Source organism: Streptomyces sp. NPDC096012 (genome assembly GCF_040426375.1).
GTDB lineage: Bacteria > Actinomycetota > Actinomycetes > Streptomycetales > Streptomycetaceae > Streptomyces.
Window position 1 is genome coordinate 112,098 of sequence record NZ_JBEOTD010000015.1, and the last position, 13,687, is coordinate 125,784.

General features: G+C 71.9%; 11 protein-coding genes and 1 pseudogene. 5 read left to right on the forward strand and 7 right to left on the reverse strand.

All coding sequences use genetic code 11. The features are described 5' to 3' along the window. The first annotated feature begins 168 nt into the window (after nt 1-168). Both ABVB68_RS17330 and ABVB68_RS17335 read left to right on the forward strand, forming a co-directional pair. Nucleotides 169-699, forward strand: coding sequence for a methanogen output domain 1-containing protein (locus ABVB68_RS17330; RefSeq protein ID WP_353601932.1), 531 nt, complete (start codon nt 169-171; stop codon nt 697-699). After that, nucleotides 696-2,276, forward strand: coding sequence for a SpoIIE family protein phosphatase (locus tag ABVB68_RS17335; protein ID WP_353601933.1), 1,581 nt, complete (start codon nt 696-698; stop codon nt 2,274-2,276). The genes ABVB68_RS17330 and ABVB68_RS17335 overlap by 4 nt, the downstream gene beginning before the upstream one ends. Before the next feature lie 175 nt (nt 2,277-2,451). Here the strand turns inward: ABVB68_RS17335 and ABVB68_RS17340 are convergent, their stop codons facing one another. From ABVB68_RS17340 to ABVB68_RS17360, 5 genes are read right to left on the reverse strand one after another with little or no spacing between them, the layout of a single operon-like run. Then, nucleotides 2,452-3,729 carry an ABC transporter substrate-binding protein gene (locus tag ABVB68_RS17340; protein ID WP_353601934.1) on the reverse strand — a complete coding sequence of 426 codons (1,278 nt, stop codon included), beginning with the start codon at nt 3,727-3,729 and terminating at the stop codon, nt 2,452-2,454. A 5-nt stretch (nt 3,730-3,734) separates the two neighbouring features. Further along, the gene (locus ABVB68_RS17345) at nt 3,735-4,919 is read right to left on the reverse strand and encodes a branched-chain amino acid ABC transporter permease (protein ID WP_353601935.1); all 1,185 of its coding nucleotides are present in this window, start codon (nt 4,917-4,919) and stop codon (nt 3,735-3,737) included. Beyond that, the gene (locus ABVB68_RS17350) at nt 4,916-5,797 is read right to left on the reverse strand and encodes a branched-chain amino acid ABC transporter permease (RefSeq protein WP_353601936.1); all 882 of its coding nucleotides are present in this window, start codon (nt 5,795-5,797) and stop codon (nt 4,916-4,918) included. The genes ABVB68_RS17345 and ABVB68_RS17350 overlap by 4 nt, the downstream gene beginning before the upstream one ends. 5 nt (nt 5,798-5,802) lie before the next feature. Further along, nucleotides 5,803-6,609: an ABC transporter ATP-binding protein gene (locus tag ABVB68_RS17355; RefSeq protein ID WP_353601937.1), complete on the reverse strand. Its 807-nt coding sequence runs from the start codon at nt 6,607-6,609 to the stop codon at nt 5,803-5,805. Next, the gene (locus ABVB68_RS17360; protein WP_353601938.1) at nt 6,606-7,364 is read right to left on the reverse strand and encodes an ABC transporter ATP-binding protein; all 759 of its coding nucleotides are present in this window, start codon (nt 7,362-7,364) and stop codon (nt 6,606-6,608) included. The genes ABVB68_RS17355 and ABVB68_RS17360 overlap by 4 nt, the downstream gene beginning before the upstream one ends. A gap of 188 nt (nt 7,365-7,552) precedes the next feature. Between ABVB68_RS17360 and ABVB68_RS17365 the strand changes: the two genes are divergently transcribed. Continuing rightward, entirely contained in the window at nt 7,553-8,848 is a 1,296-nt protein-coding gene (locus ABVB68_RS17365) for a PucR family transcriptional regulator (RefSeq protein WP_353601939.1), read from the forward strand. Then, nucleotides 8,845-9,510, forward strand: a complete 666-nt coding sequence (locus tag ABVB68_RS17370; RefSeq protein WP_353601940.1) for a TetR/AcrR family transcriptional regulator — start codon at nt 8,845-8,847, stop codon at nt 9,508-9,510. The genes ABVB68_RS17365 and ABVB68_RS17370 overlap by 4 nt, the downstream gene beginning before the upstream one ends. An 85-nt stretch (nt 9,511-9,595) precedes the next feature. Here the strand turns inward: ABVB68_RS17370 and ABVB68_RS36935 are convergent, their stop codons facing one another. Further along, nucleotides 9,596-10,321 (reverse strand): SCO2400 family protein, encoded by a 726-nt coding sequence (locus ABVB68_RS36935; protein WP_503006147.1) that lies wholly within the window; start codon nt 10,319-10,321, stop codon nt 9,596-9,598. Between the two features lie 375 nt (nt 10,322-10,696). Here ABVB68_RS36935 and ABVB68_RS17375 point away from each other — a divergent pair, with 375 nt between their 5' ends. Beyond that, nucleotides 10,697-12,985: a hypothetical protein gene (locus ABVB68_RS17375; protein ID WP_353601941.1), complete on the forward strand. Its 2,289-nt coding sequence runs from the start codon at nt 10,697-10,699 to the stop codon at nt 12,983-12,985. A 138-nt stretch (nt 12,986-13,123) separates the two neighbouring features. Here the strand turns inward: ABVB68_RS17375 and ABVB68_RS17380 are convergent. Next, nucleotides 13,124-13,659: pseudogene (locus ABVB68_RS17380) on the reverse strand (DEAD/DEAH box helicase); the annotation flags it as partial. Nucleotides 13,660-13,687 lie beyond the last annotated feature (28 nt).

The window sequence follows — 13,687 nt, forward strand, 5'->3', positions numbered from 1 at the left end:
GGGAGCGGCGTTCGAGGAGAACGGCCGGTTCGGGACGGGTCGTCCGCCGCGAGGTCGACAGGCCTGGTGGTGGCGGGCTGGAGGGTGCTGGCAGAATCACCTCCCGTCACAGGAAATGAGGCCACGCCGGTCGCGCCGCCACCGTGGCCCGAAGGCGAGGGAGCCGGCATGGAACAGGTCTCGGATGCGGAGATCCCACTGGACCGTGATGTGTTCCTGCGGACTCTGGTGCGTGAGCTGGCGACGTCGCTGGAGTCGGTGATCGGTCTGGAGGAGGCGTCCGGCTACGTCAGCCTCGTGGGGCAGGCCGTCGGCACGCAGATCGACGAGATGTACCTCAAGGCGCTGGGAACCGACCGGCTCACAGGTGAGCAGGTCGCCGAGGCACTGGTGGATCTCAAGCGGCGCATCAACGGTGACTTCTACGTCGTCGAGCACGACGAGAAGAAGATCGTGCTGGGCAACCGGGTGTGCCCGTTCGCGGAGAAAGTGATGGGCCGGGAGTCGATGTGCATGATGACGTCCAACGTCTTCGGCATCATAGCCGCCCGCAACCTCGGCTATGCGCGGGTGGAGCTGGCGGAGACCATCGCGCGCGGCGACGCGGGCTGCCGCGTGGTGGTGCACCTGGTCCCCGACGTGGGCATCGAGACGGCGAGCGGCCGTGAGTACTTCGGCGACCCGGTTGTGGCTCCATGACCCTTGGCCTCTTCCGGGCCATCACCAAACCGCTGCCCCACCCGGTGCTGCTCTGCGGGGCCGACGGCCGCGTGCTGGCCGCCAATCCGGCGGCGAGCCGCTGTGACGACCGGCTGCGCCCGGGTGCCAGCCTGTTCGACCTACGGCCCGACGACACACCGTGGCTGCGCCGGCAGCTGGCGGTATGGCTGCGCAGCGGCAGCCCCGTGCCCGGCGCACTGGTGATCAAGGACGCCGACGGCCGTATGCGGCGGTTCCGCTGTCACGGGGCGCGGGTCACATGGTGGGACGGCCCGCAGCCGGCCGTGCAGCTGCATCTCGTGGGGGCCGGGACGTCCGACCGGTTCGTCGTGCTCAGCCAGCAGGTGGAGGCGCTGAACCGGGAGGTGGCCTTCCGCCGGGCCACGGAAGTGGACCGGGCCCGGTTGCTGGCCGCGGAACAGGCCGCCCGTGCCCAGTTGCAGCACCTGTACGACCTGACCGCCGCCCTGACCGGTGCGATCACCCTCGCGGAGGTGTCCCGGGTCGTCAGCGAGGTGGCGCCGGCGGCTCTGGGGGCCACCGCGGCGGAACTCTATCTGCACTCGGCGCGGCTGGTGCCGCCCCTGCAGCCGGAGGACAACGGTCTGCCGGCGGACGCGGGGGGCTGGACCGACCTGGACCGGCCGTCTTCCTCGGGCGGCTCGCTTCCCGGTGAAGCCGCGGACGCGATTCCCCTCGCCCTGTCGCTGGAGGCGGACAGTGTCCAGCTGGGCGTGCTGCTCGTGTACGGCTCACACAGCTCCACCGCTCCCGAGCATGTGACGGCTGTGGCCCAGCAGATCGCCCAGGCGCTGCGCCGGGCGGGGCTGCACGAGCACGAGCACCGGGTCGCCGAACGCCTGCAGCTCAGCCTGCTGCCCCAACTGCCGCACCTGCCCGGTCTGGAGACGGCCACCTGCTACGCCCCGGGCGGTGACCTGCTCTCGGTCGGCGGCGACTGGTACGACGTCTATGACGTGGACGCCGATCACATCGGCCTGAGCATCGGCGACGTCGCGGGCCACGGACTGCACGAAGCGACCGTCATGGCTCAGATCACCGCCGCCCTGCGCAACATCGTGCCGCGCCGCGGCACCGACCCGGCCGCCGTCCTGGACGAGCTCAACACCTTCCTGGGCCGCTACCATCCGAACCACATGGCCACCGCCTGCTACCTGGTCTTCGACCGCCGGATGCGCACCCTGACCTACGCCCGCGCCGGCCATCCGCCGCCGCTGCTCATCCACGCCGACGGCACCAGCGGCTACCTCGACCGCGCCACCTCACCGCCTCTCGGCCCCGTCCGGAACGTCCGCTACCGACAGGCCGACGCCCCTGTGGCCGAGAGCGACACGCTGCTGCTGTACACCGACGGGCTCATCGAGCGCCGTCGCGAAGACCTCGCCACGGGGATGGAACGGCTCACCGAGTTGGCCCGCACCACCAGCGGCCTGGACATCACCGAGCTGTGCGACCGGTTCCTGCACCACCAGCCCGAGGCGGCGTTCCCCGACGACCGGGCGCTGCTCGCCGTCCGCTTCCCCCCACCGGCCTGACGGGCCCGCCACCCGGCACCGCGGGCCGCACGGGCACCGAGGACGGTGGTGGGTCCGTGCCCCGGTGCGTCGGAGGCCCATGCCGTCGTACGGCAGAGGGTCCTCCCACCCGTGCGGCCCGAGACCGGCGTCGCGCGGCCGACGCTCCTGGCGAAGGTCCGCTCGACTGAGATGGTCAGTCGGTCAACGGGCCGAACTCCTTGCGGGTGTCCACCGGCTTGCCGAACAGCTGCCACCGCTCGCCCTTGAAGCGCATCAGCTGCATCGTCTCGATCGGGAAGTCGTCGCCGTGGCCCGTGGACAGGGTGACGCCGGGCAGCAGCATGCCCACCTTCACGTCCTTCAGATTGCGCACCGCGTCCCGCAGCCCTTCCCTGGTCGGGCACTTCATCGCGTCGAGGGCCCGGTGCAGGCTGGAGGCGACGGCCCAGCCGTAGGCGTTGAACTGGTTGGCCGGGTCGGCGTCGGGGGCGTACCTGTGCAGAGCGTTCGTGTACGTCCTCACCTCGGGGTCGTCCGCCCACTGCGGGTCGGCAGGGTCCTTGAAGTAGGTCGCCGAGACCACGCCCTGGACGTTCTTGAAGCCGACGGGCCGGAGCACGGCGGCGGACGAGGCCACGTTGTTCACGATGTGCAGCGGGTTCCACCCGGTGTTCCTGGCGTCGGCGGCGAGGGCCTGGCTGCCGAACTTGGGCGTGGTGACGTCGAGCAGCACGTCCGCCTTGGAGCGGGCGAGGCTCGCCATCTGTGCCGACACGGAGGGGTCGGTGACCTCGTAGCTCTCCGCGGCCACCACCTTGACGCCGCTGCCGGCGACGGCCTTCTTGAACCCGCCGAGCAGGTCCTTGCCGAAGTCGTCGTTCTGGTAGAGGACCGCGACCTCGGCGTGCGGCTTCTCGTCCTTGAGGTACTTGGCGTACACCCGCGCCTCGGCCACGTAGTTGGGCTGCCAGCCGATGGTCCAGGGGTGCCGGTCGTCCGTGCCCCAGAGGGAGGCTCCCGTGGCGACGAAGGGCTGCGGCACCTTCTGCTTGTCGAGGTAGTCCCACACAGCCGCCGTGGACGGGGTGCCCAGGGTCTGGAACACGGCGAAGACCTTCTCCTGCTCGACCAGTCTGCGGGCCTCCTCGACCGCCTTGGGCGGCTGGTAGCCGTCGTCGCGGACGACGAACTCGACCTTGCGGCCGTCTATGCCGCCCTTGTCGTTGACGTACTTGAAGTAGGCGGCCACGCCCTTGCTGATCGTGCCGTACGCGGAGGCAGGTCCCGACAGTGGGTAGATCCCGCCCAGCTTGATGGTCTTGTCGGTGATGCCGGTGGTCTGCTGGCCCTTGCAGGCGCCACCGGCGGCACTGTCCTGGGTGTCCTGCCCTCGCCGGCCGCCGCAGGCGGACGCGGTGAGCAGAACGGCGGTGGCGGCGGCGGCCGTCCGCAGAGCGGTGGTCTTGCGCATGTCGTTCATTCCTTTTCCGTGCGGGGCGGTGCGCCCACGGGTTCGGCATCGGCAGGCGCCGGGGCCGCCGGGGCGAGGGGTGCGGAGGGTTCGGACGGAGCCTGGGACCTCGGGTCCGCATCCGGCGGGGACACGGCTCGCGACGTCGGCTCCGCAGCAGGCGCGGAATCGGCGTCGGGTGTCCGGCCGGGTACGGCTGTGGCGCGGGGCAGGCGACGGGCGACTGCGCCGAGGACACGGTTCGGCAGGCCGGCCAGTCCCGTCGGGGCCACGAACATCACCACGATGATCAGCAGGCCGAACACCATGCCCGGTGCCGCCTCGCTGACGTCCTGGGACACGCTCGGCACGTACACCATGAACGCCGCGCCCAGCAGGGGTCCGTACAGCGAGCCGAGCCCCCCGACCACCAGGCCGGCCAGCAGGGTGATGGACAGAACGAAGCTGAACGAGTCGGGCGAGACGAAGCCGATCACCCAGGTGTACAGGCAACCGGCGACGCCCGCGAAGGACGCGCTGCACGCGAAGGCGAGGGTCTTGTGCAGCGACAGCCGTACGCCCATGACCTCGGCGGCGCTCTCGTTGTCCCGCACGGCGAGCAGTGCCCGGCCGACCCGGGACCGCAGCAGATTGCGGGCGAGGAGCAGGGCCACCGCGGTGACGGTGAGCACCACGAAGTACATCCACTGGTCCTCGGCCAGCCCGCTCCACGTGGGCGGCTGCAGCTTTTCCACGGTCAGGCCCATGGAGCCGCCCGTCACCGGTTCGAGCCGCTTGAGCAAGGGGGGCAGGAACACCGCGGACGAGAGGGTGACCAGGGCCAGGTACAGCCCGCGCAGCCGCAGGGCGGGCACTCCGAACCCGAGGCCCAGCAGGAAGCATCCGGCGGCCGCGACCGGCAGAGTGGCCGGGTGGCCGGTGTCGTACCGGTCGAGCATGACCGCCGCCGTGTAGGCCCCTGCCGCGAAGAACGCGCCGTGCCCGAGCGAGATCTGCCCGCCGAAGCCGACCAGCAGGTTCAGCCCCGCCAGCGCGACGGCGTACAGGAGCACCATGGTCAGCTGGAAGACCTGGAAGGGGGCGAAGTAGAAGGGTGCGCCGACGGCGGCCGCCGTCGCGAGCAGCACGGTGAGCGCGGCCCGCAGGCGTCGGGCGCGGTCCGTGCCGAGTACGGTCGTGATCGTGCTCATGGGCGTTCCACCGCCGCCCGTCCGAACAGACCCTGGGGCCGTACCAGCAGCACCGCCAGGATGATCACCAGGGGTACGCCCACCTTCAGATCCGCACCGACGACGTCGACGTACGCCCCGGTCAGCGTCTCGGCGACGCCCACGAACAGGCCGCCGACGACCGCACCCAGCGGGCTGTCGAAGCCGCCGAGGGTGGCCGCGGCGAACGCGTAGATCAGCACCCCGCCCATCATGTTCGGCTCCAGGAACAGCACCGGGGCGACGAGCACGCCCGACACGGCGCCGACCGTCGCGGCCAGCCCCCAGCCGAGCATCAGCACCCGGCTGACCCGGATGCCCGACAGGCGGGCGGAGGAGGGGTTGCAGGCGACCGCCCGCATCACCAGGCCGACGGAGGTGTGCTGGAACAGCAGGTACAGCAGGCCCATCACGACGGCCACCACGCCGAGGATCCCGAGTGTCGACCAGTCCATGCGCACCCCGGCCAGGTCGAGTCCGCCGTCGGGGAACGGCTGCGGGAAGTCCTTCACGGTGAACGACCAGACGAGGCCGGCCAGCGCGTTGACGAAGATGAACAGGCCGACGGTGACGATGACCACCGTCAGCTCGGGTGCGCCCTGCACGGGGCGGATGACGATCCGCTCGACCAGCATGCCGCCGGCGAAGGACACCGCGAGGGTGACGGGGAGCGCGAGCCAGAACGGCATCCCGGACGCCACCAGCTGCCATGCGACGTACGTGGACAGCATGGCCAGCTCGCCCTGGGCGAAGTTGACGATCCCGGTGAACCGGTGGATCAGCACGAGGGCCAGCGCCAGGCTGGCGTACACCGCACCGGAGCCCAAACCCTCCACCAGTTGCTGGAGAAGATCGGTCACGGTGTTCACCCGGCCTTCCGTGAGCGGAGGGAGACACCGAGGTACACCTCGGCGACCTGCCCGTCCTCGCGGATCCGTGCGGCGGGTCCGGACAGCACCAGGCGGCCGGCCTCCAGTACGTGCGCCCGGTGCGCGATGTCCAGCGCCAGCTGGGCGTTCTGCTCGACGACGACCACGGTGGTGCGTTCCTCCTCGTTGACGGCCCGGACGATCTCGAAGAGCTCGCGGGTGACCAGCGGGGCGAGCCCGAGGGACGGCTCGTCCAGGAGCAGCAGCGCGGGCCGCAGCATCAGCGCCCTGCCGATGGCGAGCATCTGCTGCTCCCCGCCGCTGAGGCTGCCCGCGGCCTGACGGAGCCGCTGGCGCAGCTTGGGGAAGTAGCCGTAGATCCGTTCCAGGTCGGCCGCGACGGCCGCGCGCTCGGCGCGGCCCCGGCGCCGGCGAGCGGTGCGCAGGTGGGCGCCGACGCGCAGGTTCTCCTCGACGGTCAGGTCGTTGAAGGTGCCCCTGCCCTCGGGCACATGCGCCACGCCGAGCCTGGCGGCCTGCTCGGGCGAACGGCCCAGCAGTTCCGTACCGTTCAGGGTGATCGAGCCGCGGCCCCGGACCATGCCGCACAGCGCCCGCAGCGCCGTGGTCTTGCCCGCCCCGTTGGGTCCGAGGATCGCGCACACCTCACCGCGGGCGACGCGGAGGTCGAGGCCCTGGAGCACGCGGGCCTGGCCGTATCCGGCGTGCAGGCCGGACACCTTCAGGAAGTCCGGCTCCGCACTCGCCGCGGCCCCGGCGCGGTCGGAGGTGGCCTCGCTCATGCCGCCACCCCCAGGTACGCCTCGACGACGGCCCGGTCCTGCTGGATCTCCTCGGGTGAGCCCTCGGCGATCTTGCGCCCGAAGTCGAGACACACGACCTTGTCGCACAGGCCCATCACGAAACCCATGTGGTGTTCGACCACCACGAGTGTGAGGTCGAATTCCGCGCGCAACGAGCGGACCAGATCCGCGAATTGGCCGACCTCGCCGTGGCTGAGCCCGTTGACGGGTTCGTCGAGCAGCAGCAGCCGGGGCCGTGCCGCGAGTGCCCGGGCGAGTTCGACGCGTTTGAGCGTGCCGAACGGCAGCCCGGAGGCGGGGTGGCCGGCGACCTCCGCCAGGTCGAGCCGCCGTAGCAAGTCGTCCGCCTGCTCACGTAGTTCCCTCTCCTCCTGTCGGACGCGGGGCAACCGGAGCGCCGCGGCGAGGTGTCCGGCGCGCCCCCGGCGGTGGGCGCCGACCATGACGTTCTCCCGGACCGTGAGCCGTGGGAACAGGCCCAGGTTCTGGAAGGTGCGGGCGATGCCGCGCCCGGCCACGGCGTGCGGGGGGAGGGCGAGGAGGTCCTCGCCCTCGAACCGCACCTCTCCCCCGTCGGGGGTGCAGCGCCTGGTGAGGCAGTTGAACAAGGTGGTCTTGCCGGCTCCGTTCGGCCCGATGAGCCCTACGGCGGTGCCCGGCTCGACGGTGAACGCGACACCGTCCAGTGCCGTGATCCCGCCGAAGCGCACGGTGATACCGTCGACCGCGAGCATGAGTGACGCCCCTTCCGACGTGCTGGGGGGTGGGCGAGCGTCACAGTAGGTGGGGGCGGTCCGGCCGCACATTGGGTGCGAGCACCCAACTTCCCGGGGGCCGGACTGTGCGCCGCGCACAGGTGCCGGGAGATGTCTCACGCCGGGGCTGTTGACGGAGCACCAGTCGTACGGCGACGATCGGCGCCATGCCTCGCGGTCCCGCCCTGGGCCCTCCCCCACTCTCCGAACCGCTCCGCCGGGAGCGGCGACGGATCCTGCACGCCGTCCACGACCGGGTCGAGGAGGTGGCGGAGGACGCGATCGAGGTGATGCGTGCGGAGATCCCGTCGTACGCGCTGCAGGACGAACGATTCTTCGAGGACGTACGGGATCAGGTGCTGGAGCACTACCGGATGCAGTTGGCGGCGCTGGCCGGCGACCGCGACATCGCTGCCGAGGACCTGGTCTTCAGCCGCGCGGCAGCCATGCGCAGGGCACGCGCGGGGTTCGCCCTGGAGGACTGGATCAGCGCCTTCCGGGTCGGCCGGCAGGTGCTGTGGGACGCGCTGCTGGACTGCGCGGGCACGTCCGCCGAGGCCCAGCAGGCCGCGCTGTCCCTCGTCACCCCGCTGATGCGGTACGTCGACTACGCCAGCACCCACGCCGCGCAGGCATACGTCGAGTACCAACAGCACGTGGTGGCCGACGCGGACCGGGAGCGCCGGGATCTCCTGGACCAGCTGCTGGCCGGCGTGGCCCCGACGCGCGGTCCGCTGCTCGCCGCGGCGCAGGCGTACGGCATCGGACCGCGCTCACCGATGATGGCGGTGGTGGCGATGTGCGTCGGCGACATCCGCACCGGGGACATCACCACGGCCGAGCACGGGTACGCCACCAGCGCGTCGATCAGCGTGGCCGGGCCCTGGGCCGGCAGGACCCTGGTCGTCGTACGCCACGGCGAGGTGGTGGCCGTGCCCGTGCTCCGGGCCGGCATGGACGCAGAGGACGTGTGCGCCCACTTCGAGGCGGTGCGGGAGCGGCTCGCGCGGGAGGGAGCCATGCTCTCGATGGGCATCAGCACGGTCGCCCGGGGCGCGTCCGAACTGCCGCGTGCGTACGAGGAGGCGCGGGCCGCGCTCGACCTGGTGCCGGGCGGGGGCGGGGTGGCGGCGTTGCCACGGCTGTCCCCGTTCGACTACCTGGCGCTGCGCGCCGACGACCTCGCCCGCCAGCTGGTCGATCCCCGCGTGCGCGGGCTGCTGGAGGAGGACCGCAGACGCGGCGACACGCTGGCGGCCACCATACGGGCGTTCGCGGAGGCGGACCTCAATCTGCGGCTGGCCGCCGACCGGCTGCGGGTGCACCACAACACGGCGCACTACAGGTTGCGCCGGATCGAGGAACGCACCGGCCGCAATCCGCGACGGATCGCCGACCTCCTGGAACTGCTGGTCGCCCTCGCCATCCGCGACGAGGCCGTGGAAGGTGGGGATTGCCGGTGAGCGGCATCGTGGGGTCCGCCGGGACCGAGGCGGCGCGTCAGCGGCCGGACGGGCAGGGGCGTCTCGGCCTGCCGGAGGAGCACGAGGGGCAGGACCGAACGGTCCGGCGCGCGCTGCTGGGCGCCGCGCTGGAGGTGTTCACCGAGCGTGGTTACACCGACGCCGGCCTCACCGAGATCGCGACGCGTTCCGGCGTCCCGATGGGCAGCATCTTCCAGCACTACGGCGGGAAGGGAGGGCTTTACCTCGCCCTGTGGGAGGAGTTCCGGGAGGAGCAGGAACGCCGGACCGCTGCGACGCTGACCACCGAGCGCAGCCGTGGTGAGGACGACCCCATCGCCCTCTTCGTGGCGGGAGCCAAGGCGTATCTGGAGGGTGCCTGGGAGAACCGCCGGCTCGGCAGACTCCTCGCGGAGGACGACGGTCCCACGGGCTTCGACGCGCTGCGCCGCCAGTGGGACCGCGCATGGGTACGGCGCAATGCCCGGCTCCTGGAGGTGGACGAGCGGCGACGGGCCGGCCGGGTCCGGGTGAGCGTGCTGACCACCGTCATCGGTGGGGCGGCGCGCGAACTGGCCGATTGCGGGGACGACGCGGAGGCCCGGGAGATCGTGGACGAGGTGTGCGGCATCCTGATCCATCTGTCGGCGCCGCCCGGCTGACACCACCGGTGCGGGGCGTTCCAGCCGTCGGCACTGCCCGGCTGACCTACCGGTGCGGGGCGTTCCGGGCCGGCCGGCGGGGCGGTCAGCCACCGGTTTTCCCTGTGCTGCTCGGTGAGCTGCTAGCCGTGGGGGAGGCGCTGATGCTGCCGGAGGGACTGGCGGAGGGCCGCGTGGAAGGGGTCGCCGTCCGCGAGGGCGTGCTGGGGCGGCGGCTGCTGGGGGGCCGGGGAGTCGGCTTCTCCCTCACCGGTGGTGGCGCACTGGTGGTGGCGGAGGGCCGGGAGACCGGTGGCTTGCTGCGAGGTGGCGTCGGCAGAGGACGCCGGTTCCCGTCACCGTTCCGGTCCGCCACGCCTTCTCGCGCCGGGCGCGTGGGCACTCGCTCCGGTGAGGCCGGTGAATCGGTGACGACGACCTCGGGCTCCGCGGAAGACGACTCCGGGGTCGAAGCCGCTCGTGGGGCTGCCGGCTGGTGAAGCACCGACGCGGTGGCCATGCCTCCGAGGATGGTGAAGGCGGCTGCGGCGAGGGAGTGGACCGCGTACTTCCTCAGCCGCGACGGACGGTCAGGCCGCACTGCCGGCAGGTCCGGGGAGGGAGTCGGTGACCCGAGAAGGGGGGACTCGGGGAGGGGGGACTCGGAGGAGCCCGGCCCCTCGTCGAAGCGGACCTCGGGCATCGCCGCGCCGACGGCCGGAGCACCGTCTCTCCGCTCGCTCAGCTGTGTGATGCCGGAGTCGTATGCCCCGCACTCGGGGCAGGTTACGGCGCCGTTGAGCGTGCGGTTGCACGGAATGCAGTAGTCCATGAAGCGACCGTTCTCAGTGCTTGACTTGACGGAGGGAGAGGCTGAGCCGGGCAGCGGTCAGCGGTGGGAGGGGACACCACCTGCGGTGGGGCGGACCTGTCTTCGACGTGTGTGAACCTCACTCACCGATCTGCTGCGCCGGTCACCGAGGTCAACGGGGCGTGTCGAACGAGCACTCAATCGCCGGCTGACATGTGAGGTATGTATCCCTGCGGGAAGGCCGGTTGGCGACGGAGACGGCGCGGCAGCCCAGGCGTACGCCTCGAGATGGATCCCGGGAGAACGCCACTCGGCGGCCGGGCTCGGGCCCACCGTCCGTCCAGGGCCGCCTGCCCCGGGTCACGGAAGCGCATATGCCCTTGCCATACTTCGCGCATGTCGAGCCGCGAGACGATCCAGTACGCCCCCGACGTGGGTCTCCTCATGATCCCGGGCGATCCGTCGAAGGACGTCTCCGCGGGGTTCGCGGTCTTCGACGACTCCGTCCCCGCTCTGCGCGCGTTCCTCCTGGACCGGCTGCGGAAGGAGGACATCAGGCCGGCGGCGCCCAGGACGAAGGACGGTGCCGTCATACCCGTACGCGTGGGTCTGGTCCCCCGGCCCGACAACGACTACGACACGCGTGCCGTGTCGGTCACCGCCCCGCCCTGCCACGGCGGGTCCGTTCTCGACCGGCACATGGGCTATCTGTACAGCAGCGCGCTGCACGTCACGAGCCAGAGCATCCGCGACCTCACCGAGGAGACCGGGATGCCCGTCGGCTGCCACGGCTGGATAGAGCTCCACGACCTCGCGGACGACGGCCGCTTCTACGACGACGAGGACGGCGAGGGCGGTGGGGACGAGGACAACACGGACTGGGAACCCGGCCGCCACGAGCTGGTGTCGTGGGCGGAGCAGAAAGCCTTCGGGTACGCGGTCGGCTCCGTACGGGTCCTGCTGCCCGAGCGTCAGACCGTGCGCGCCCTCGTGGACGCGTACCTGGCCGCTCGTCGGCAGGAGGCCGACCGGTGCACGGAGGAGGGGCCGGCCCCGGCCGGTGTCGAGCAGGGCCTGCGCCGGGCGCTCGCCGAACGGCTCGCCATCGGGCTGCGGACCGGTCTGAGCCATCGCGCCGCCGGCGGGGCCTGGGGCCGGGAGACCGAGCGTGACCGCGCACGGCGGCGCCGGGACGCCGAGGCTCAGCCGCTCCTGCGCGCCTGGGAGACGTACCGGAGCTCGCCACACGGTTTCCGCGACCTGCGTGCCGTCACCCGGTCCGTCTTCCACCACACCCGGATCCTCGTCCTGGACGGATCCGGCGTGGAGGTCGGGCAGTACCACCAGCCGGACGGGCCGCTCACCCTGGTCGACGAGCGGGTGCGCGCCGAGGCACTCGTCGCGCTGCGCGCGCACGGGGTGGACGTGGACACACCCGAGGACCTGGTGGCTCTCAGCGGCTTCCCGGACGCGGTGGTCGTCGCGGGTGGAGACAGGTGGTCGATCCGGCTCTCGAAGCCGGGGGTCCCACGGGGCGGGCTTCCCGAGGCCGGCTGGTTCGACCCGGACTCGGGCACGCTCACCGTCTACGCCGCGTCGCTCGCCGAGCCGGTGACGGTGCTGCTGCGCCGGCACGGCGTGCGGCCGCTGCTCGTGACATGGGGCACACCGGGCGAGGAGGTGGAGCGGCACAACCTCCGTGCCGCGGTGGCGCCGGCCGCGATCAGTCCGGTCGGCCGCTCCAGCCGAGTGACGACCACCGGGCAGCTGCTGATCCCGGAGCCCCACCGCCGCTGGCTCAACGCGAAACCCGACAACCCCGATAACCCCGTCAACGAGGAGGCGCGTGCCGCGAAGGCGGGAAGCCTGCTGCCGCCGCTCATCGACGACGCGGCGGAAAACCCGTACTACCGGCGAGCTTTGGAGGCGCTCTTCGGTGCCCCCGTGGACCTGGCCGAGCGAGAGCCGTGCCGGCTCTGCGGGCGCTCCTCCCAGTCGGCACGCCCGGGGCTCTTCTACTGCCACGGCTGCTGTGTCCTCGCGGGGAACGGGGTGCTGCGGGACACGGGAGTGGACGGAGCGTGGACGGAGGCGATCGTGTACGCGCTGCGCAGGCTCGCGGAGATCGAGTTCTCCGGACCGCCGTCCCTCGCCCAGCTGGAGCGCGTCCGCGTCCCGTTCGAGGACCACGCTCTGGTCGACGAGGTGATGCTCTGCCGTTTCCTGGTGCCGCGTCCCGGTTCCGCGTTGCCGAGTGCGCGGCCGGCGCGCCCGGCTCGCACCTGGACGGAGTGGCTGGGACACGCAGGGCTCCTCACGGACGGGGTTCGCACCTCGATGGGTACGGCGACCACGGCCACGGACGGGCATCCGTGCCGCTCCCTGTTCGAGCGGCACGTGGACGACTTCCTTCATCACTGGGGCGTGGCCCATGAGCCGGAGCCCGCCTACCCGCGCCATCCGGAACTCAACACGACCGGCCTGCGGGCGGACTGGCGTCTGGCGGACGGCACGTTCGTCGAAGCCCTGGGCCTCATGACGAGGGAGGCGTACGCGGCGAAGGTCGCGCGCAAGCGGGAACTGGCCCGCTTCCACGGCCTGCGTCTCGTCACCCTCACGGCCGAGGACCTGGGCCGCCTCCCGGAGGTCTTCGCGGACTGGCTCCCCGCGGACTCGGTCGGTTGAGACCGGGGAAAGCAGCCGGGCTCCGATTTGTGAGCACCGTACGCACCATCAGGTCACTCAAGCGCACAGCGTCCCGGGCAGCCGGGCAGCCGTTCGCCCGGTACCGATGGCAAGGCGCTCCCCCGATACCGTCGCTGCACCCACCGGCACCATCGCCTCACCCTCGCCCCACACCGCGTCGTGGCGCGGGGCGAGGTGCCCGGTGGCCCGCCGGTAGGAGCGGAGCGCGGTGAGCTTGTTCTCCCAGGCTTCCCCGCCCGGCTCCCACACCGTCCCGGCTTCCGGCACGCCGAGCAGGGTCTTGCGTCGTTCCTCCGGCTCCCGGGCCCGCAGCGCCTTCCTTTGCCGGTGGACTCGGCGCCCCGGTGGGAAGTCGTTCGTGACCCCGACTTCGATGTCGTAGGGCACGGCGTGGAGGCCGGTGATCTCGTTCTTCTTCCGCCGGCGGAGCAGGGCCTGGCAGCCCTCTGGCCGCACCGGGGACTCGGTCCGGTGGACACGGGTTCGCCGGAACGCCGCGATGGTCGCCGCGTTGCGCGGGCCGGAGAAGTGCGGCAGCGCCGCTTCGGCCCCGGCCTGCGTGCCGTCCTCCTGGTCCTCGCCCCACTCTGGCCGCCGGCCCCGACAATCCGGCCGTCCTCATCGCGCCGGACGTGGATCTTGCGCTTGCCGCTATAGGGCACCGCACACACCGTCACCGGA

Bases quoted from the DNA above. Each gene is read 5' to 3' on its own strand.
- ABVB68_RS17335 (WP_353601933.1), top strand. From the start codon at position 696: ATGACCCTTGGCCTCTTCCGGGCCATCACCAAACCGCTGCCCCACCCG.
- ABVB68_RS17330 (WP_353601932.1), top strand. From the start codon at position 169: ATGGAACAGGTCTCGGATGCGGAGATCCCACTGGACCGTGATGTGTTC.
- ABVB68_RS17365 (WP_353601939.1), top strand. From the start codon at position 7,553: ATGCCTCGCGGTCCCGCCCTGGGCCCTCCCCCACTCTCCGAACCGCTC.
- ABVB68_RS17340 (WP_353601934.1), bottom strand. From the start codon at position 3,729: ATGCGCAAGACCACCGCTCTGCGGACGGCCGCCGCCGCCACCGCCGTT.
- ABVB68_RS17375 (WP_353601941.1), top strand. From the start codon at position 10,697: ATGTCGAGCCGCGAGACGATCCAGTACGCCCCCGACGTGGGTCTCCTC.
- ABVB68_RS36935 (WP_503006147.1), bottom strand. From the start codon at position 10,321: ATGGACTACTGCATTCCGTGCAACCGCACGCTCAACGGCGCCGTAACC.
- ABVB68_RS17355 (WP_353601937.1), bottom strand. From the start codon at position 6,609: ATGAGCGAGGCCACCTCCGACCGCGCCGGGGCCGCGGCGAGTGCGGAG.
- ABVB68_RS17360 (WP_353601938.1), bottom strand. From the start codon at position 7,364: ATGCTCGCGGTCGACGGTATCACCGTGCGCTTCGGCGGGATCACGGCA.
- ABVB68_RS17345 (WP_353601935.1), bottom strand. From the start codon at position 4,919: ATGAGCACGATCACGACCGTACTCGGCACGGACCGCGCCCGACGCCTG.